Source organism: Streptomyces fodineus, assembly GCF_001735805.1.
Lineage (GTDB): Bacteria > Actinomycetota > Actinomycetes > Streptomycetales > Streptomycetaceae > Streptomyces > Streptomyces fodineus.
Window position 1 is genome coordinate 7,497,864 of the sequence record NZ_CP017248.1, and the last position, 18,859, is coordinate 7,516,722.

Below are 18,859 nucleotides of genomic sequence, written 5' to 3' on the forward strand. Positions count from 1 at the left end.
ATCAAGAAGGAAGACTGCACCTGCCCCCGGCGCAAGAAACCCACGTGCCCTCACAAGCCGTACCGGGTGACGTACCGGGAGCCCGGGGGTAGGGCAGGCAAGCCGCGACAGGTGTCCTTCAAGAAGCTCGAAGACGCGGAAGCGTTCGCGGTCAAGGTTGAGCGGGACAAGGACTTGGGGACCTATATCAATCCCAAGGCAGGACAACGGACGTTCCAGCAGGTCTGGCACGAGTGGGTTGAGGCGGGAACTCTGGAAGAGTCCTCGAAAAGGAATTACCAGAGCGTCTACGACAACCACTACGGGCCATTCTTCGGGAACAAACCAATCGGCAGTATCACGCCGACAACCATCCTGGAATGGGAGGCGGACCAGAAGGAGCGCGGCTACAAGGAAACCGGAATCAATGGACGCAAGAACGTCCTCTCATCCGTCTTCAACTATGCGGTAGCAGCCGAGATCATTGGCCGCAATCCGTGTAAGAAAGCGAACCCCCGTAGGCGCTCGGGTCAGCAAGTAACTCCGGTCACCGACGAAGACATCCCGACCATGGAAGAGGTTCTGGGGATCATCGCAGAGGCTCCGAAGCTGATCCGTGCTGGCTTCTGGGCCATGGCGGGTTGCGGGACGCGTCCGGGAGAGTCCCTGGCGCTGTCCGATGAGTCCATGGACTGGGAGCGCAGCATCCTTGCCGTGGATCACCAAGTCTCGGCCTACGGCTGCCAGGAAATCTCTGGATACCGGCGCGGCGTGAAGCGGGGCACGAAGCATCGCGCCTTCGAACAGGCGCGGAAGACTCCCGTTCCCCAATCAATCAACGAGATCTTCAACGATCACATCGACGCCTTCGGCACGTGGGGAGACCGAGGCTGGTTCTTCGAGTCACCTCGGCTGAACGACCGCCACCCGTCGTATGACTGGTTTCTGGATCAGTTCAAGGCGGCGGCCAAGCTGGCGGGGACTCCGCAGTACACCCCGAAGAGCTTCCGGCACTTCTTCGTCTCGGAAGCCATTCACGCTCAGATCCCGCTCTTCGAGGTGGCGGCGTGGGTCGGGCACCGCACCACTCGGACCACGGAACTGGTGTACGGCCACCTCGTCCGCCGGGCCATGGACCGTGGCGCCCGCACCATGCACAACCGCCTGGGGCTCAAGCTGGAGCCCTTCAAGGGCCTCATCGTCCCGCCCTTGCTGACGCCCTCTGAGGACGACATCGAGGACTGGGACGACGTGGCGTAGGTGGTTCGCTGTGATCGCGTGTCGACCTGGTGCAGACTTCTGGCCCGTTGGGTCGCTCTCTCAGGAGCGGCCGGACTCGTTCGCAGTGTTCAAGATATTCACACTCCGAAACATTGCGGACGGGCACCCGTGAGACACGGAAGCGACCTGCCCCGGCTGGGCTTTTCCGCAGTTGAAGGCCCCTCCTAGCACGTAGGTCTGGGGGCCTCCGACTGCTTCCATGGAGCCCCAGAACTGGGGGGTGACCCCCTGATATGCAAAGTCCCTGACCTGCCCCTCAAGGCGGCCGTTCCGGATCATGTATGCCCTCTGACCCGTAAATTGGAAGTTGTACCGCTGCATGTCGATCGACCAGGACCGGTCGCCGACCACGTAGATGCCCCGGTCGACCCCGCCGATCAGGTCCTCGGTGGACAGCCCCGCAGGGTCCGGCCGCAGCGAGACGTTGGCCATGCGCTGCACCGGCACATGGGCGGGGGAGTCGGCGTACGCGCAGCCGTTGGACCGGTCGAAGCCGGTGAGCCGTGCGATCCGCCGGTCCAGCTGGTAGCCGACCAGCGTGCCTTCCTTCACCAGGTCCCAGGACTGCGCCTGGACGCCCTCGTCGTCGTACCCGATGGTCGCGAGGCCGTGCTCGGCGGTGCGGTCACCGGTGACGTTCATCAGCTCGGAGCCGTACTTGAGCTTGCCGAGCTGGTCGAAGGTGGCGAAGGAGGTGCCGGCGTAGGCGGCCTCGTAGCCGAGCGCGCGGTCCAGCTCGGTGGCGTGGCCGATGGACTCGTGGATGGTCAGCCACAGGTTGGACGGGTCGACCACCAGGTCGTACAGGCCCGGCTCCACGCTCGGGGCGCGCATCTTCTCGGCGAGCAGCTCCGGGATCCGCTCCAGCTCGCCGTCCCAGTCCCAGCCGGTGCCGGTCAGGTACTCCCAGCCCCGGCCGACCGGCGGCGCGAGCGTGCGCATCGAGTCGAACTCGCCGCTGGACTCGTCCACCGACACCGCGGTCAGCTCCGGGTGCAGCCGCACCCGCTGCTGGGTCGTCACGGTCCCCGCGGTGTCGGCATAGAACTTGTTCTCGTGCACGGTGAGCAGCGAGGCGTCCACATGGCTGACCCCGTGCGCGGCCAGCAGCCGGGCGCTCCAGTCCGCCAGCAGCGCCGCCTTCTCCTCGTCGGGCACCGAGAAGGGATCGATCTCGTACGACGACACCCACGTCCGGTCGGTGTGCACCGGCTCGTCGGCCAGCTCCACCCGCTCGTCCGCCCCGGCGGCCTTGATGACCTGCGCGGACAGCTTGGCCATGGCCACCGCCTGGGAGGCGACCCTGGCCGCCGCGTCCAGGGTCAGGTCCACCCCGGAGGCGAAGCCCCACGTACCGCCGTGCACGACCCGGACCGCGTACCCGAGGTCGGTGGTGTCCGACGATCCGGCGGGCTTGGCGTCCCGCAGCCGCCAAGACGCGCTGCGCACCCGCTCGAACCGGAAGTCCGCGTGCTCGGCCCGAGCGCACGCGCGCGTGCCAGCGCGGCGTCGGCCAGGGCCCGTAGGGGAAGCGCAGTGAAGGCTTCGTCGATGGAATGAGGCACGGAGGTCTCCCTGCTGTCGTGGCCTGTCGGTCCGATCATGTCGTGGGAGCGGCCCGGCGGACCACACGTTTCGGGGCCGGGGCCCGGATCGTTCTGTAGGGATCCGACAGTGACTTCCCCGCGCCACTGTCGGTGCCCGATTGCCCACGGCGACGGCCGTACCGATAGGTTTTCGATGAAGCCGCCTGTCATCGCCGCCTGTCACCCAGGTGCGCGGGCGGGTTGTCGGACATCTGCAGACCGCTATCGAAAGGGTGATCCGTTGAGCCGCTCGGTTCTCGTCACCGGAGGAAACCGGGGCATCGGCCTCGCCATCGCCCGCGCATTCGCCGACGCCGGCGACAAGGTCGCGATCACGTACCGCTCGGGTGAGCCGCCGGCCGGCTTCCTCGCCGTCAAGTGCGACATCACCGATCCGGAGCAGGTGGAGCAGGCCTACAAGGAGATCGAGGACCAGCACGGTCCGGTCGAGGTCCTGATCGCCAACGCCGGCGTGACCAAGGACCAGCTCCTGATGCGCATGTCCGAGGAGGACTTCACCTCGGTCATCGACACCAACCTCACCGGCACCTTCCGCGTCGTCAAGCGCGCCAACCGCGGCATGCTGCGCGCCAAGAAGGGCCGCGTCGTCCTGATCTCGTCCGTGGTCGGCCTGCTCGGCTCGGCGGGCCAGGCGAACTACGCCGCCTCCAAGGCCGCCCTGGTCGGCTTCGCGCGCTCCCTCGCCCGTGAGCTGGGCTCGCGCAACATCACCTTCAACGTCGTCGCGCCCGGTTTCGTCGACACCGACATGACCAAGGTGCTCACCGACGAGCAGCGCCAGAACATCGTCTCGCAGGTGCCGCTCGGCCGTTACGCGCAGCCGGAGGAGATCGCCGCGACGGTGCGGTTCCTCGCCTCGGACGACGCCTCGTACATCACTGGAGCCGTCATCCCCGTTGACGGCGGACTGGGAATGGGTCACTGATCACCATGAGCGGAATCCTCGAGGGCAAGCGCGTCCTGATCACCGGTGTGCTGATGGAGTCCTCCATCGCCTTCCACGCGGCCAAGCTGGCCCAGGAGCAGGGCGCCGAGATCATCCTGACCGCGTTCCCGCGGCCCACGCTGACCGAGCGCATCGCCAGGAAGCTGCCCAAGCCCACCAAGGTCATCGAGCTGGACGTCACCAACGACGAGCACCTCGGCCGGCTGGCCGACATCGTCGGCGAGGAGCTGGGCGGCCTCGACGGCGTCGTGCACTCCATCGGCTTCGCGCCGCAGGACGCGCTCGGCGGCAACTTCCTCAACACGCCGTTCGAGTCCGTGGCCACCGCCATGCACGTCTCGGCGTACTCCCTGAAGTCGCTCACCATGGCCTGCCTGCCGCTGATGCAGAACGGCGGCTCGGTCGTCGGCCTCACCTTCGACGCGCAGTTCGCGTGGCCGCAGTACGACTGGATGGGCCCGGCCAAGGCCGCCCTGGAGGCGACCAACCGCTACATGGCGCGCGACCTGGGCAAGCAGAACATCCGCTGCAACCTCATCTCCGCGGGCCCGATCGGCTCCATGGCAGCCAAGTCCATCCCGGGCTTCAGCGAGCTGGCCTCCGTGTGGGACTCCCGGTCCCCGCTGGAGTGGGACCTGAAGGACCCGGAGCCGGCGGGCCGCGGCATCGTCGCCCTGCTGAGCGACTGGTTCCCGAAGACCACCGGCGAGATCATCCACGTCGACGGCGGTCTGCACGCGATCGGCGCGTGACCGCCGCCGAGGCGTGACCGACGGCTGAGGCCCGCACCCCTTCGGGGGGCGCGGGCCTCAGCCGTACCGTAGGGGCTCAGGGAGACCGAGGCGCGCGGGCGTCACCCGTTCGGTTGCCCGGCCGGGCGCGCACCGGACCGGGCGGCGCACTCTGGCATTACGCGCCCACACGCGCGTTCCTCCGCAGCCCGGCAGAGGAGGTCCCCCTTGTGCGCCTGTCCCGCAGCCTGGCCCCGGTGACGGTGGCCGTGGCCCTCGTGCTCTCCCTGCCGTACGACGCGATGCCGTACGCGCGTGTGGACGACGGGAAGCCCCACGCGCGCGTGGACGACGGAAAGCCGGCCGCGCCGGACCTCTTCGGGGCCGCCTGCCGTACGGCCGTCCACGGCTCCCATGTGGTGGCCTACTGCCACAATCCCTATGTCGACACCGATCGCCTGCGACTGCACATCGAGTGCGCCCGCTGGTGGGACATCGACACCGACAGCGCACCGGTGGACACCGGACCCGCCATGACCGTACGGCTCACGGGCCGGTGCTGGAAGGAAGTCCGGTCCGTCTGGATCAGCCACCAGAACGAGCACTGAACCGGCCCGGCCGGCACAGGAACGGATAGCTGGCGGCCTCGGTCGCCGCCGCCTCCGCGTCACCGGTGCGGATCGCGTCCACCAGGCGCGCGTGATCCATGTGCGTCTCCGGTGTCAGCTCCGCGCCCACGTCCGCGCGCAGCCAGTCCCGCAGCACCTCGCCCAGATCGGCGTACATCGCCGTCATCGCGTCGTTGTGGGAGGCGGCCACGACGGCCAGGTGGAAGGTGGCGTCGGCGGTCACGAAGGCCTCCGCCTCGCCCGTCTCCCAGGCCACCTCGCGCCGCTCCAGCAGCGCGTCCAGCTGCTTGAGGTCCTTCTCGGTACGGCGCTCGGCGGCCAGCTTCGCCGCGGCCGACTCCAGCGCGGCGCGCAGCTCCGCGATGTGCCGGGGGTCGGCCTCGGCGAACCGCCGGTGCATCACACCGGCGAGCTCGCTCGTGGCCACCACATAGGTGCCGGAGCCCTGCCGGATGTCCAGCAGACCGTTGTGGGCGAGCGCGCGAACGGCCTCACGGACGGTGTTGCGGGCCACTCCGAGCTGCTCCACCAGTTCCGGCTCGGTCGGGATGCGTGAGCCGACCGGCCACTCGCCGGAGGTGATCTGGTTGCGCAATGCGGCGATGACCTGCTCGGACAGCGCCGAACGGCGCGGGTGGCTCAGAGGCATGGCACACCTTCGCACGACGGGCCGGGGCGGAGAGGTCCCCGGGATGGACAGTCAATCATCCCATGATTCTATGATGGGTCTCATGGCTAGTGAGGAAACCAGGACAGTGGAGACCCGTGCGGCGATGTCACCGACCGAACGCGGTACGACAGCCGCGGCGAGCACCCCCGAGACGACCCCCGGCGCGGGCCGCACGCGCGCGTGGGCGAGCCGCCTGGTCGTCGTCGGCATCGTGCTGTCCGCGCTGAACCTCCGCCCGGCCATCACCAGCCTCGGCGCGCTCCTGGAGGAGGTCCGCGACGGGCTCGGCATGAGCGGCAGCGTGGCCGGACTGCTCACCTCCGTGCCCCCGCTGTGCTTCGCGGTCTTCGGCATCACCGCGCCCCGGCTGGCCCGCCGGTTCGGGGCGTCCGCCGTGGTGTGCGCCGGCATGGCCGCCATCACCGCGGGCCTGCTGATACGGCCGTTCGCCGGCAGCACGGCCGGCTTCCTGGCCGCCAGCGCGCTCGCCCTGATGGGCATCGCCGTCAGCAACGTGCTCATGCCGGTCATCGTCAAGCGCTGGTTCCCCGACCGGGTCGGCTCCATGACCGGCCTGTACTCGATGGCCCTCGCCCTCGGCACCTCCCTCGCCGCCGCGGTGACCGTGCCCCTGACCGACGCCATGGGCGGCGGCTGGCAGTCCGGCCTCGCCGTGTGGGCCGCCCTCGCGGGCGCCGCCGTACTGCCCTGGCTGCCGCTCGTACGGGACCGCGGCACCGCGTCCGCACGGCCGCGGCAGCGCCCGGCCCAGGCAGAGCGCGCGGAGGAACGGCACGCGCCCGTGCGCATCACCCGCAGCCGCACCGCCTGGGCGCTCGCGGTCTTCTTCGGCCTCCAGGCCACCGCCGCCTACATCACCATGGGCTGGATGCCGCAGATCTTCCGGGACGCCGGCGTCCCGGCCGGCACCGCGGGTGTGCTGCTCGCCGTCACCATGGTGATGGGCGTGCCGCTGGCCTTCGTCATCCCGCGGGTCGCCACCCGGCTGCCCCACCAGGGGCCGATCGTGCTGGTCCTGGGCGCGTGCGGCCTCGCCGGATACTCCGGCCTGTACGTCGCACCGGCCGCCGGCGCCTGGGCCTGGGCGCTGCTGCTCGGCGTCTCCAACTGCGCCTTCCCGCTGGCCCTGACGATGGTCGGCATGCGGGCCAGGAGCGGGCCCGGCGTGGCCCAGCTGTCCGCGTTCGCGCAGAGCACCGGCTATCTGATCTCCATTCCCGGCCCGCTGCTGGTCGGCGTGCTCTACCAGCACAGCGGCGGCTGGGGACTGCCGATCGCCCTCATGGCGGGCCTGATGCTGCCGCAGATGGCGGTCGGCTTCCTGGCGGGCCGCGACCGCACGGTCGAGGACGAGGCGACCGCACGCTGACCCGGGGAGGGGACGGGGGTGCGATACGCGGGTGGGTGTGGTCCGGGGCCGGAGGGGGCGTGCACGGACTCCCGGCCAGGGCGGTGGGGATGTGCTGACGCGGTGGCTGTGGGCCGGTGGGCCGGTGGGCCTGTGGCGCTGGGCGAACCGACCGCCCCGGCCGACCCCCGCTGAGCGGAGGGTGCGAGACTGGGCGCATGCAGCCTGTGCTCGACCCGAACCCGCAGAACGGCCAGAAGAAGATGCTGCTCGTCTTCGGCTCGTTCCTCGCCATCTTCGTGATCATCGCCGTCATCGCGACCCTCGCCTCCCCCTGACGGCCGGTCCCGGCCCGCGTCTTCCGGCGGGTGGTGGGGCTAGCCCCACCATCCCCTAGGGGGTGAGGGTCAGGGTCAACTGGGTGGAAGTCCGGATGGGTTGGCGGCCCCGGATTCCGTAGCTTCGAGTGGTGACCGCGACACCCGGTCATGACCCGCGCGAAGACCCACGGAGGCGATCATGTCGGCCCACACCCACTCCCGGCCTCACCCGGCGACCGCGGGCGGCGTCGACATGCGGCTGCCCTGGTGGGCCCTCGCCCTGCCCGCGCTCGCCTTCGTCGCGCTCCTGGCGCTGATACTGAACCCGTCGGACGCGCACGCGGCGAGCGGCGACCCGGCGATCACGCACCTCTTCGAGCGCGCCCATCAGCTCCTCGCGCGCTGACCCGGAGCCCCCGTACGCGGTGAATCCGCATGTCAACTCCCTGCGCCGCCTGGCCTGTTTCATGCGAAGCTGGATCTCATGAGCGCCGCAGAACCTCGCAGGATCGTCCTCTTCCGGCATGCGAAAGCCGACTGGCCCCAGGTGTCCGATCATGAGCGCCCGCTCGCCGAGCGCGGCCGCATGGACGCCGCGGTCGCCGGACGCAAGCTGGCCGACACCGGTATCACCTTCGACCTGGCCCTGTGCTCCACCGCGACCCGGACCCGCGAGACCTGGAAGCTCGCCGTCCACGAGCTGGCGCACCGGCCGAAGACCGTCTACGAGGAGCGGGTCTACGACGCCTCGCCCGGCGAGCTGATCGCCGTGTTCAACGAGACCCCGGACGACGTGCGGAACGTGATCCTCATCGGCCACAACCCGGGCGTCCACGGTCTGGCCGACATCCTGTCCGGCACGGCCGAGGGCGACGCCCGCGAGCGGATGGAGCGCCGCGGCTTCCCGGCGGCCGGCTTCGCGCTGCTGTCCTTCGACGGCCCCTGGAAGAGCCTGGAGCCGGGCGTGGCCACCCTGACGGACTACTGGGCACCCGCCGAGTGACCCCACCTCGTACGTAAGGTCCCGGCACCTGCGTGGTACCGGGCCCTCACGCATCCCGACATCCGGGCCGACGGCCCGAGGGAGGGGGCCGGCTCAGTCCTCGTCGTGCGTGTCGGCCGCCTCGACCTCTTCGCGGGTGACGCCCAGCAGATACAGGACCGTGTCGAGGAAGGGGAAGTTCACCGCCGTGTGCGCCGCCTCGCGGACCACCGGCTTGGCGTTGAAGGCCACGCCCAGACCGGCCGCGTTCAGCATGTCCAGGTCGTTGGCGCCGTCGCCGATCGCCACCGTCTGCGACAGCGGCACCCCCGCCTCCGCGGCGAACCGGCGCAGCAGCCGCGCCTTGCCCGCGCGGTCCACGATCTCGCCGGTGACCCGGCCGGTGAGCTTGCCGTCGACGATCTCCAGCGTGTTGGCCTGCGCGAAGTCCAGACCCAACCGTTCCTTCAGATCGTCCGTGACCTGGGTGAAGCCACCCGAGACGACACCGACTTGGTAGCCGAGCCGCTTCAGCGTGCGGATCAGGGTGCGCGCGCCCGGCGTCAGCCGGACCTCGTTGCGCACCTTCTCCACCACGGACGCCTCCAGCCCCTCCAGCAGCGCCACGCGCGCGTGCAGCGACTGCTCGAAGTCCAGCTCCCCGCGCATCGCCGCCGCCGTCACCTCGGCGACCTTGTCCTCGCAGCCGGCGTGCGCCGCGAACAGCTCGATGACCTCGTCCTGGATCAGGGTGGAGTCCACGTCCATCACCACGAGCCGCTGAGCGCGCCGGTGCAGGCCCGCCGCGACGACCGCGACGTCGACACCCAGTGCCGCCGCGTCCGTGACCAGGGCCGTGCGCAGCGGTTCGGTCTCCACACCGGAAACGGCGAACTCCACCGCCGTCACCGGGTACTTGGCGAGCCGGAAGATACGGTCGATGTTGCCACCGGCCTTCGCGATCCGGTCGGCGATGGCGGCCGTCGACTCGGCGGTCAGCGGATGCCCGAGGACGGTCACCAGCGAACGCCCGAGGCCGCGCGGCCGGTTGTCGCCGAGCCCCGAGATGATCTCCGCCTGCATCTTCATCGACTCGGCCCAGCTGTGCACGGTGGCCCTCAGATCGCCCTCCAGACCGGCCGGCGGCTGGGTGACCAGCGCACACAGCACCAGGCGGCCTCGCGTGACGACCTGCTCGATGTCGACCACGTCGACGAGGTAGGCGGCGAGGGTGTCGAAGAGGCCCGCCGTGATGCCCGGCCTGTCCTTGCCGAAGATCTTGACGAGGAGAGTGGGGACCTCGGGGGTCTGTGCGGCGGAGGTCTGCGAAGCGCTCATGGTGTCACCACCGTATCCGGCACCCAGTGCCGACCGCCGTCGAGGTCCGCCTGACGGACACGGAACAGTGGGTGTCGCGCCGGTGTCGGGGATCTTGCCACCGGAAGACACCGCACCCATCGGCAGAGGGACGGCTTCCGGCTCCATCACGACTGTGCCACGAGATGGGGCTTGGCGGGCGGGGAGGGAGGCAGAGCGGCGCTGGAAACGTCTCTGTGCGGGGTGCGCGGGCACCGGCTGGGTCTCCGGGATGCCTGATGGCGTCGGTCGTGCCTCCGTGTCTCCCAGTGGGTCCTGGCGGAGTCACCTGCGCCGATCGTCGGCCCGCGCGGTGGGAAGCGACGCGGGGCCGTGCCGGCCCGCGGCCAGGGCGTGCAAGGGAACGGCATCTGGTGGCCCGGCGATGGTCGGGGGTGCCGTGCAGGTCGGGCTCGGCGGCCGTCGGCCCGGCGCCCGGCAGCTCCTCGGCCCGCAGGCCGTCCGGCACCTGGAGGGCAGGGAGGCAGGGAGGCAGGGAGGCGGATCGGCGGCCTCATGCACGCCGTGTCCGCGCTCGGCGCCACCGCGGACACGTGCACCGCGGACACGTGCACCGTGGACGAGGCGGCCGTGCCGCGAGGCCCTGCTCGCCTCCGGTGCGCTCCGCCGTCGGCCGGCTGCTGGGCCGTGCACCGGGTGGTACGGCCGGGGGTCCCGGCGTTCGCCGCCGTGTTGCCGGCGGGCGTGGCGGCGCACGGGTGAGGCTGGGGCTTGGAGTACGCGGTGCGGCGGGGGGAGCGTGGGGGTGGTCCGGGCTGGCGGTGAGGCGCGGGCCGGACCGGACGACCGATACCCCGGCCCACTGCGGTGCCGACGGCGCTGGGCTGAGGGTGGGCCGCGAACGGTGGCCACCTCCGGACGCGGCGACGGTGCCGGGCCGTACGTCGCCGGCGCGTCGTACCGGCCGCCGAACCGGGACTCGGACGAGGAGCGCCACCACCATGCCCGCGCGGGCGAGGAGTTCAGCGGGCGTGATGACAACTCCGGCCGTGCCCAGGGGCCGTAGGCCCAGGCGCAGCCCGGGTGGCGCGATCTCGATGGCGGCGTCGGGCTCGGTGCCTTCCAGCCGAGCGCGGCCGTGCCCCCCCCATCGCGGACCTCATCTCGGCCCCCGACCCACAGCCCAGCACCGCAGCCCCCGCCCGTCCCCTTGCCGGAATTACCACTCTCCGGCCCGGTTTCACCCCCGCCGACGCGGCAAGTCGAAGCCCCCAGAGTGTCCATGGCAAGGCCCGGGTTTCGGTCAGGGCGCCGAGCCTGAAATAGTTCCCCACGATGTTCGACATCCCTAGACTCCCTGCGATGGGGGTAACTCGGGGGACAACTCAGTGGGGCATGGAGTGCCGGAACTCGTACTGGAATCAAACGGACGGACCTGGACGTTGGACCCGTCCAGGCCCTATACCCTCGGCCGCGATCCGCAGGGTGACATCGTCTTCGACGACGCCAGGGTGTCCTGGCGACACGCCACGGTCAGCTTCAACGGCAGCAGTTGGGTCATCGAGGACCACGGCAGCACCAACGGCACCTTCGTACAGGGCCGGCGGATCCAGCAGATGGAGATCGGACCCGGCGCGGCGCTGCACCTCGGCAACGCGACCGACGGACCGCGCCTGAACCTGTCCGGGGCCGCGGCCGGCCAGCCGCAGCAGGCGCCGTACGCCGCGCAGGGCGCAGGCGCGCCGGGCTGGGCCCAGCAGGCCCCGCAGCAGCCGGCGGCTCAGCCGCAGGCACCGGCCCCCCAGCAGGCCGTACCGCACCAGGCGCAGCCGCAGGCCCCGCAACCGGGCTGGCAGCAGCAGGCGCCCGCGTTTCCGCAGCAGCAGGCGGCTGCCGCCGATCAGTACGCGCAGAAGGCACCCGGTGGTGGCGCGGGGGCGCCGCCGGCCTACGGCGACCGCAGCCCGACCACCTTCCACCAGTTCTCCGTCGGCCGGGTGATGCGCATCGGCCGTGCCCTGGAGAACGACCTGGTCGTCTCCGACCTGCAGGTCTCCCGGAACCACGCCGAGTTCCACGCCACGCCCGACGGCCGCCTGGAGATCCGCGACCTCGGCTCGCACAACGGCACCTATGTCAACGGCCAGCCGATCCCCAAGGGCGGCTCGGTCCAGCTGGGCCCGGCCGACATCGTCGGCGTCGGCCACTCCACCTTCCGGATCGTCGGCGACCGGCTCGAGGAGTTCGTCGACACCGGTGAGGTCTCCTTCTCCGCGCGCCATCTGACCGTCACGGTCGACGGCGGCAAGCAGATCCTGAAGGACGTCTCCTTCGGCGTACCGGAGAAGTCCCTGGTCGCGGTCATCGGCCCGTCCGGTTCCGGCAAGTCGACGCTGCTCAAGGCGCTCACCGGCTACCGGCCCGCCAACCAGGGCGAGGTGCTGTACGACAACCGCAACCTGTACAAGCAGTTCGCCGAGCTGCGCCAGCGCATCGGGCTGGTCCCGCAGGACGACATCCTGCACAAGGAGCTGACCGTCAAGAAGGCCCTGAAGTACGCGGCCAAGCTGCGCTTCCCGGCCGACACCACGGCGCAGGAGCGCGAGGCGCGCATCGACGAGGTGCTGCGCGAGCTGAAGCTGGACATCCACAAGGAGAAGAAGGTCACCTCCCTCTCCGGCGGCCAGCGCAAGCGTGTCTCGGTGGCCCTGGAGCTGCTCACCAAGCCGTCGCTGATCTTCCTCGACGAGCCGACCTCCGGTCTCGACCCGGGCATGGACCGCGATGTCATGCAGCTGCTGCGCGGCCTCGCCGACGACGGCCGTACCGTCCTCGTGGTCACCCACTCGGTGGCCGAGCTGGCGCTGTGCGACAAGCTGCTGGTGATGGCGCCGGGCGGCTCGGTGGCCTACTTCGGCCCGCCGGAGGAGGCGCTGAACTTCTTCGGCTACGACAGCTGGGCCGACGTCTTCTCCGCCTTCGAGAACTACCGCGACTACGACTGGGCGGGCCGCTGGAAGGGCTCGGAGCACTACCAGCTGTACGCGGCGGACATCGACTCCGTCGCCCCGCAGTCCGTCCACCACATGCCTCCGCCGGTGGCCATGAAGCCGCCCAAGCCGCAGGGCTGGGGCTCGCAGCTGCTGACCCTGATCCGGCGCTATGTGTCGGTCATCGCCTCCGACCGGGGCTTTTTGCTGCTGAGCGTGGTCCTGCCGGCCGTCCTCGGCGCGGTCAGCCTGCCGATCCAGCACAACCGCGGTCTGAAGGTCAACGCGGCGATCAACCCGCAGACCGGCCTGCACATCCCCAACGGCACGGCCACCACGGTGCTGCTGATCCTCGCGGTCGGTGCCTGCTTCGCGGGCGCCGCGAACTCCGTGCGTGAGCTGATCAAGGAACGGGTGATCTACGAGCGGGAGCGGGCGACCGGCCTGTCCCGGTCGGCGTACCTGATGTCCAAGGTGGTCGTGCTCGGCACCGTCACCGTGCTCCAGGGACTGCTGGTCGGCGTGATCGGCTTCTCCAGCCGTGTCATCCCCGACCAGGGGCTGATCCTCGGCAGCTCCACCCTCCTGGAGCTGTGCCTGCCGATCATGGCCCTCGGCTTCACCTCGATGATGGTCGGCCTGGTGATCTCCTCGCTGGTGAAGACCGCCGAGAAGACCATGCCGCTGCTCGTGATGTTCGCGATCATCCAGGTCGTCTTCACCGGCTGCCTCTTCACCCTGCACGGCACGCTCGGTGTGAACGAGGTCTCCTACCTGATGCCGTCGCGCTGGGGTGTGGCCGCCGCCGGCACCACGCTGGACTTCAACAACATCGCCCCGAACACCGATGACCCGGGCAGCACCGACCCGCTGTGGAACCACACGGCCGGGGCCTGGGGCATGGACATGTTCGTGCTGATCGTGCTCGGTGTGATCTGCGGCTTCTTCGTGGCCCGCTTCCTGCGCCGCCACGAGCCGGAGGTCATGCGCAAGTAGCCGGCGCACCAGCCACCACGCGAAAGGGCGGCACCCCGCAACGGGGTGCCGCCCTTCTCGCGTACGTCAGAGGTCCGCGCCGGCCTCAGTACGCGCTGTTGACGTTGTCCATCGAGCCGTACCGATGGGCCGCGTAGTTGGCGGCGGCGGTGATGTTGGCGACCGGGTCGTAGATGTTCCACGACGTGCCGGACACGTGGTAGGTGTTGAAGGTGGGCTGGATCACCTGCAGCAGGCCCTTGGACGGGATGCCGTTGACGGCGTTGATGTCCCAGTTGTTGATGGCCATCGGGTTGCCCGAGGACTCACGCATGATGTTGCGCTGCAGGCCGCTGTAGGAGCCCGGGATGTTGTGCTGCTTCATGATGTCCAGCGCCTGCCGGATCCAGCCGTCGAGGTTGTTCGCGTAGGTCTTCGCGGCGACCGGCTGTATGTCGACACGCTGGACGGAGCGGCTCGCGGCCTCCTTGGCGGCGCGGTCCTGCGCGGCCTTCCTGGCGTCGGCGTCGGCGGCGGCCTTCTGCGCGGCGGCCTTCTTGGCGGCGGCCTCGGCGCGCTGCTTGGCGGCCTCGTCGGCGGCCTTCTTCTGCGCGGCGAAGGTGTCCAGCTTGACCGTCTGGGTGGCGAGCTGGTCGGTGACCGTGCCCTTGACGTTCTTCAGCGCCGTGCCGGCGGCGACCTGAGCGGCAGCGGCCGGGGCACCGGTGGTGACGGTGTCGGCGTTGCTGGGCACGGCCGAGAGGGCGATGGCGGCGGTGCCGAGGGCGGCGACGCCGGCGATGGCGATCCGGTGCTGCTTGGTCAGGGCACGACTATGAGCACGGCTGAGGATGTTCTTGGGCATTGGCTGATGGACCTCTTCGATAGCGCGGAGGTCGCTCCTGCGTCCGCCGGGGGAATCGGCTCCTCCCACACGAACGCCGCGGGCCGGAACCCACGGCGCTGAGCGACGGAAACAATTCTTAGCTGGCGCAAAATGCCCAGGCAAAGATGTGACGTACGATCCCCGATAGTGGATCAGGGAAGGGCAAAACGGGACAGACTGGACCGTCTGTCCCGTTCATGTGGGGATGGTTTATCTCCTATGTCGGTTCGTACGTGATGTGGGCCCTATGCGCGGGCTCACATAGGAGACGTAACAGCCTCACCAGGAGTTGCCATCGCAACGCTCTGTGTGAGGGCCCTCATCCGGGAGGATGAGATGGATGTCGCCGAACTCGTGCCACAGGTAGAGCCCCCGGAGCGCCTCCTCGTACGCCCGGTCGACCCCGGCCCGCCCCGCGACCGCCTCCAGCATCAGCAGATGCGAGGCCTCCGGCTCGTGCAGCCCGGTCAGCAGCCCGTCCACCACCCGCACCCCGCGCTCGGGCGTCACGACCAGATCCGTCCACCCCGAGGCCGCCCGCACCACCCCGTCCGGCCCGGCCGCCGACTCCACGGCCCGCACGGCCGTCGTACCCACCGCGAGCACCCGGCCGTCACCGGCCCGCACCGCGTTGATCAGCCGTGCCGACGCCTCCGGCACCGCGAACCGCTCCGGATACGGCGGCTCGTGCGCCTGTGCCGACGCCACCCCCGTGTGCAGTGTGACCGGCGCGAACTGCACACCCCGGCTCACCAGCTCCGCCACCAGGCGCGCGGTGAAGGGCCGCGCCGCACTCGGCATCTCCGCACTGCCCGACCCGTCCGGCGACGGCAGCGCGAACACGGTCTGGTACGCCGACAGCGGCTGGTCCCGTTCCGTATAGGAGTAGCGAATGGGCCGCCCGTACGCGCGCAGCACGGCCAGGACGTCCCCGGCCGGCCGGGCCCACCACAGCCGCTCCCCGCGCGGGCTCAGCGGCTCCTCCAGCACCAGCCGCCCCGCCCCCGGCAGCACCACCTCCGTACCCGCATGCGTGCCCGCACGCGCGCGCGTGGTGCCCCGTCCGTCCGGTTCCCGCAGCTCGACCGCCCACCGGCCGTCGTCCCCGCGCGTGGAGACATGCACCACCACGCGCGCGTGCCCGATCCGCCCGTCCACCGCCGCGGCCAGCGTGGGCGAGGTGTTCACCACCAGCAGATCCCCGGCCCGCAGCAGCCGCGGCAACTCGGGAAAGACGTGATGAGTCACCTCGGTACCGCGCGACACCAGCAGCCGTACGGCGTCCCGGTCCAGCCCCGGCCCGCGCTGCTCGGCCGGCACACGCGCGGACAGCTCTTCCGGAACCCGCACGGTGACGGTCACCGCGCCTCCAGCAGCGCCGGGGCCGCGTACCGCCCGCTGGCCGGCCGCTCGTCCAGCAGCCGCAAAAACGCCGGTACGACCGTGGCGGGCGCCGGACGCGGATCGTCGTCGTCCGGTACGGCCGCCGCGTACAGGTCCGTGGCCATGTCCCCGGGATCCACCGCCCACACCCGCAGGCCGGGCTCCTCCACGCCCAGCACCGCCGCGAGCTGGTCCAGGGCCGCCTTCGAGGCGCCGTAGCCGCCCCACGTCCCGTACGCCTCGGCCGCCGCGTCCGAGCTGACCGCGACCACCGTCCCGGCCGGTGACTCCCGCAGCAGGGGCAGCGCCGCACGGACCAGGCCCAACGCGGCCACCACGTTCACCTCCAGCGCCCGCCGCAGCCCCTCCACGGGCAGTTCGGCCAGCCGCACCAGCGGCTCGGCGCCCAGCGCGCTCGCATTGCTCACCAGCAGGTCGACCCCGCCCAGCCGGCGCGCGGCCGCCACCAGGGCGGTCCGGTGCCCGGCATCCGTCACATCCCCGGCCAGCGCCTCCACGCGCGTGCCGTGCCCCGCGGCACTCTCCGCCGCCTCCTCGAGGCCCTCGGCGCCCCGCGCGTCCAGCACCAGATCCCACCCCCGGGCGGCCAGCGCCTCGGCGAGCGCCCGCCCCAGGCCCTTCGAGGCCCCCGTGATGATCGCAACCGGCATGACTACCGTCCCCTCGTCGCTCTCCGCCCTCCGCCGGGCGGTGACCACACCGTAGGAACGGCACCGCCCCGGCCGCCTCGGACGCGGGCCGCAATACGGAGGGGCCCTTCGGCGTACACCGCACGCCCCGGGCCCCGGGACCTACACCGGGCGTCCTAGGACCAGCGGACCGGGCCCGGCCGCCACCGGTCCGATCCGCGTTGTCACAGCTCGCCGGTACCGTGAGGGCATGAGTCAAGGCCCCCGGTCCGGCCTCGCCGCGGTGAGTTCCGCGCTGCTGGCCATGAGCAGGCATCTGGAGGTGCGCGACGTCCTCAAGACGATCGTCGCCTCCGCCCGCGAACTGCTCGACGCGCAGTACGCCGCGCTCGGCGTCCCCGACGACCACGGCGGCTTCGCCCAGTTCGTCGTCGACGGCGTCAGCGAGGCCCAGTGGAAGGCCATCGGCCCGCTGCCCCGCCAGCACGGCATCCTCGCCGCGATGCTGCACGAGGCCCGCCCCGAGCGCCTCGCCGACGTGCGCAAGGACCCCCGCTTCGAGGGCTGGCCCGCCGCGCACCCGGACCTGGCCGACTTCCTCGGCCTGCCCATCCGCGACGGCGACGAGGTCATCGGCGCTCTCTTCCTCGCCAATAAGAACTGCCCCAAGAAGGACGGGAGTTGCGGCTTCACCGAGGAGGACGAGGAACTGCTCTCCATCCTCGCCCAGCACGCCGCCATCGCCCTCACCAACGCCCGCCTGTACGAGCGCAGCCGCGAACTCACCATCGCCGAGGAACGCTCCCGTCTCGCCCACGAACTGCACGACGCGGTCAGCCAGAAGCTCTTCTCCCTGCGCCTGACCGCCCAGGCCGCGGCGGCCCTCGTCGACCGCGACCCCGCCCGCGCCAAGGGCGAACTGCACCAGGTCGCAGCCCTCGCCGCCGAGGCCGCCGACGAACTGCGCGCCGCCGTCGTGGAGTTGCGCCCCGCGGCCCTGGACGAGGACGGCCTGATCGCCACCCTGCGCACCCAGACCCAGGTCCTCGACCGCGCCCACACCGCGCGCGTGACCTTCACCAGCGGCGGCTTCCGGGCCCTGCCGGCCGCCCAGGAGGAGGCCGTGCTCAGGGTCGCCCAGGAGGCCCTGCACAACGCACTGCGCCACGCCGGCGCCGCACACGTCGACGTGAGCGTGGAGCGGCGCGCCTGCGGAGCCGTGCTGCGCGTCACCGACGACGGCAAGGGCTTCGACCCCCAGGCGGTCCGCCGCGCCGGCCGGCATCTGGGCCTGGTCTCGATGCGGGACCGCGCGAGCGGGGTCGGGGGCACGCTGACCGTGGAGTCGGTGCCCGGCAAGGGCACCACGATCGAACTGGAGGTCCCCGGTGGCTGACCCGATCAAGGTGCTGCTCGTCGACGACCACCAGGTCGTCCGCCGGGGTCTGCGCACCTTCCTGGAGGTGCAGGACGACATCGAGGTCGTCGGCGAGGCCGCCGACGGCGCCGAGGGCGTCGCCCGCGCCGAGGAACTGCGCCCGGACATCGTCCTGATGGACGTCAAGATGCCCGGCATGGACGGCATCGAGGCCCTGCGCCGCCTGCGCGAACTCGACAACCCCGCGCGCGTGCTGATCGTCACCAGCTTCACCGAGCAGCGCACGGTCGTACCGGCCCTGCGCGCGGGCGCCGCCGGATACGTCTACAAGGACGTGGACCCCGACGCCCTCGCCGGCGCCATCCGGTCCGTGCACGCCGGGCACATCCTGCTCCAGCCGGAGGTCGCCGGCGCGCTGCTCTCCCAGGAGGAGGCCAACTCCGGCCAGAGCAGGGGCGGTTCGCTGACCGAACGGGAGCGCGAGGTGCTCGGCCTGATCGCGGACGGCCGCTCCAACCGCGAGATAGCCCGCGCCCTCGTGCTGTCCGAGAAGACCGTCAAGACACATGTCTCGAACATCCTGATGAAACTCGACCTCGCCGACCGCACCCAGGCCGCGCTGTGGGCCGTTCGCCATGGCGTGACCGGCTGAAACGCCCTCGCCGATGCATCACCGAGGGCAACGCGAGGGGTCAGGTTATGGACTGAGATTCATACCGTCGTGGGAATGTCCCCCGGACGGCGCAACCAGCGCCGGTCTCCGCCG

The 18,859-nt window shown here is 70.9% G+C and carries 17 protein-coding genes and 1 pseudogene; 12 read left to right on the forward strand and 6 right to left on the reverse strand.

Going from position 1 to position 18,859, the window contains the following annotated elements:
• Window positions 1-111: 111 nt before the first annotated feature.
• Window positions 112-1,239 (forward strand): tyrosine-type recombinase/integrase, encoded by a 1,128-nt coding sequence (locus BFF78_RS32315; protein WP_069781663.1) that lies wholly within the window; start codon window positions 112-114, stop codon window positions 1,237-1,239.
• Window positions 1,240-1,299: 60 nt separating this feature from the next.
• Here the strand turns inward: BFF78_RS32315 and BFF78_RS32320 are convergent.
• Window positions 1,300-2,864, reverse strand: a pseudogene (locus BFF78_RS32320) (TldD/PmbA family protein).
• A gap of 223 nt (window positions 2,865-3,087) precedes the next feature.
• On the opposite strand from BFF78_RS32320, the gene fabG reads away from it, so the two are divergent.
• The 3 genes from fabG (at window position 3,088) to BFF78_RS32335 (ending at window position 5,152) form a co-directional block, all read left to right on the forward strand.
• Window positions 3,088-3,792, forward strand: coding sequence for a 3-oxoacyl-[acyl-carrier-protein] reductase (fabG, locus tag BFF78_RS32325; protein WP_069781664.1), 705 nt, complete (start codon window positions 3,088-3,090; stop codon window positions 3,790-3,792).
• Window positions 3,793-3,797: 5 nt separating this feature from the next.
• The gene (fabI, locus tag BFF78_RS32330; protein ID WP_069781665.1) at window positions 3,798-4,565 is read left to right on the forward strand and encodes an enoyl-ACP reductase FabI; all 768 of its coding nucleotides are present in this window, start codon (window positions 3,798-3,800) and stop codon (window positions 4,563-4,565) included.
• Between the two features lie 209 nt (window positions 4,566-4,774).
• Complete coding sequence (locus BFF78_RS32335; RefSeq protein ID WP_069781666.1) at window positions 4,775-5,152, forward strand: hypothetical protein; 378 nt, start codon at window positions 4,775-4,777, stop codon at window positions 5,150-5,152.
• Here the strand turns inward: BFF78_RS32335 and BFF78_RS32340 are convergent.
• Window positions 5,130-5,822 carry a FadR/GntR family transcriptional regulator gene (locus BFF78_RS32340; protein ID WP_069781667.1) on the reverse strand — a complete coding sequence of 231 codons (693 nt, stop codon included), beginning with the start codon at window positions 5,820-5,822 and terminating at the stop codon, window positions 5,130-5,132. The genes BFF78_RS32335 and BFF78_RS32340 overlap by 23 nt on opposite strands.
• Window positions 5,823-5,946: 124 nt before the next feature.
• Here BFF78_RS32340 and BFF78_RS32345 point away from each other — a divergent pair, with 124 nt between their 5' ends.
• From BFF78_RS32345 to BFF78_RS32355, 4 genes are all read left to right on the forward strand, one after another.
• A complete protein-coding gene (locus tag BFF78_RS32345; protein WP_069783946.1) occupies window positions 5,947-7,233 on the forward strand; it encodes a CynX/NimT family MFS transporter in 1,287 nt (428 codons plus the stop codon).
• Between the two features lie 197 nt (window positions 7,234-7,430).
• Window positions 7,431-7,550, forward strand: coding sequence for an SGM_5486 family transporter-associated protein (locus tag BFF78_RS49270; RefSeq protein WP_099054974.1), 120 nt, complete (start codon window positions 7,431-7,433; stop codon window positions 7,548-7,550).
• Window positions 7,551-7,731: 181 nt separating this feature from the next.
• Window positions 7,732-7,938, forward strand: a complete 207-nt coding sequence (locus tag BFF78_RS32350) for a hypothetical protein (RefSeq protein WP_069781668.1) — start codon at window positions 7,732-7,734, stop codon at window positions 7,936-7,938.
• 78 nt (window positions 7,939-8,016) lie between these two features.
• The gene (locus BFF78_RS32355) at window positions 8,017-8,535 is read left to right on the forward strand and encodes a SixA phosphatase family protein (protein ID WP_069781669.1); all 519 of its coding nucleotides are present in this window, start codon (window positions 8,017-8,019) and stop codon (window positions 8,533-8,535) included.
• A gap of 93 nt (window positions 8,536-8,628) precedes the next feature.
• Here BFF78_RS32355 and serB read toward each other — a convergent pair whose 3' ends face one another.
• Window positions 8,629-9,852 (reverse strand): phosphoserine phosphatase SerB, encoded by a 1,224-nt coding sequence (serB, locus tag BFF78_RS32360; protein ID WP_069781670.1) that lies wholly within the window; start codon window positions 9,850-9,852, stop codon window positions 8,629-8,631.
• An 883-nt stretch (window positions 9,853-10,735) separates the two neighbouring features.
• Here serB and BFF78_RS46430 point away from each other — a divergent pair.
• Both BFF78_RS46430 and BFF78_RS32370 read left to right on the forward strand, forming a co-directional pair.
• Entirely contained in the window at window positions 10,736-10,897 is a 162-nt protein-coding gene (locus BFF78_RS46430; protein ID WP_159033090.1) for a hypothetical protein, read from the forward strand.
• Window positions 10,898-11,231: 334 nt separating this feature from the next.
• Window positions 11,232-13,817 carry an ABC transporter ATP-binding protein/permease gene (locus BFF78_RS32370; protein WP_069781672.1) on the forward strand — a complete coding sequence of 862 codons (2,586 nt, stop codon included), beginning with the start codon at window positions 11,232-11,234 and terminating at the stop codon, window positions 13,815-13,817.
• A gap of 85 nt (window positions 13,818-13,902) precedes the next feature.
• On the opposite strand, the gene BFF78_RS32375 is transcribed toward BFF78_RS32370, so the two are convergent.
• The 3 genes from BFF78_RS32375 to BFF78_RS32385 form a co-directional block, all read right to left on the reverse strand.
• Window positions 13,903-14,661, reverse strand: coding sequence for a transglycosylase SLT domain-containing protein (locus tag BFF78_RS32375; protein WP_069781673.1), 759 nt, complete (start codon window positions 14,659-14,661; stop codon window positions 13,903-13,905).
• A 300-nt stretch (window positions 14,662-14,961) separates the two neighbouring features.
• Entirely contained in the window at window positions 14,962-16,044 is a 1,083-nt protein-coding gene (locus BFF78_RS32380) for an S-adenosylmethionine:tRNA ribosyltransferase-isomerase (protein WP_069781674.1), read from the reverse strand.
• The gene (locus tag BFF78_RS32385) at window positions 16,041-16,736 is read right to left on the reverse strand and encodes an SDR family NAD(P)-dependent oxidoreductase (protein ID WP_069781675.1); all 696 of its coding nucleotides are present in this window, start codon (window positions 16,734-16,736) and stop codon (window positions 16,041-16,043) included. Before BFF78_RS32385 ends, BFF78_RS32380 begins: the two co-directional genes overlap by 4 nt.
• Before the next feature lie 229 nt (window positions 16,737-16,965).
• On the opposite strand from BFF78_RS32385, the gene BFF78_RS32390 reads away from it, so the two are divergent.
• Together BFF78_RS32390 and BFF78_RS32395 are read left to right on the forward strand one after the other, a co-directional pair.
• Window positions 16,966-18,111: a GAF domain-containing sensor histidine kinase gene (locus BFF78_RS32390; RefSeq protein WP_069781676.1), complete on the forward strand. Its 1,146-nt coding sequence runs from the start codon at window positions 16,966-16,968 to the stop codon at window positions 18,109-18,111.
• Window positions 18,104-18,745 carry a response regulator gene (locus BFF78_RS32395; protein ID WP_069781677.1) on the forward strand — a complete coding sequence of 214 codons (642 nt, stop codon included), beginning with the start codon at window positions 18,104-18,106 and terminating at the stop codon, window positions 18,743-18,745. Before BFF78_RS32390 ends, BFF78_RS32395 begins: the two co-directional genes overlap by 8 nt.
• Window positions 18,746-18,859 lie beyond the last annotated feature (114 nt).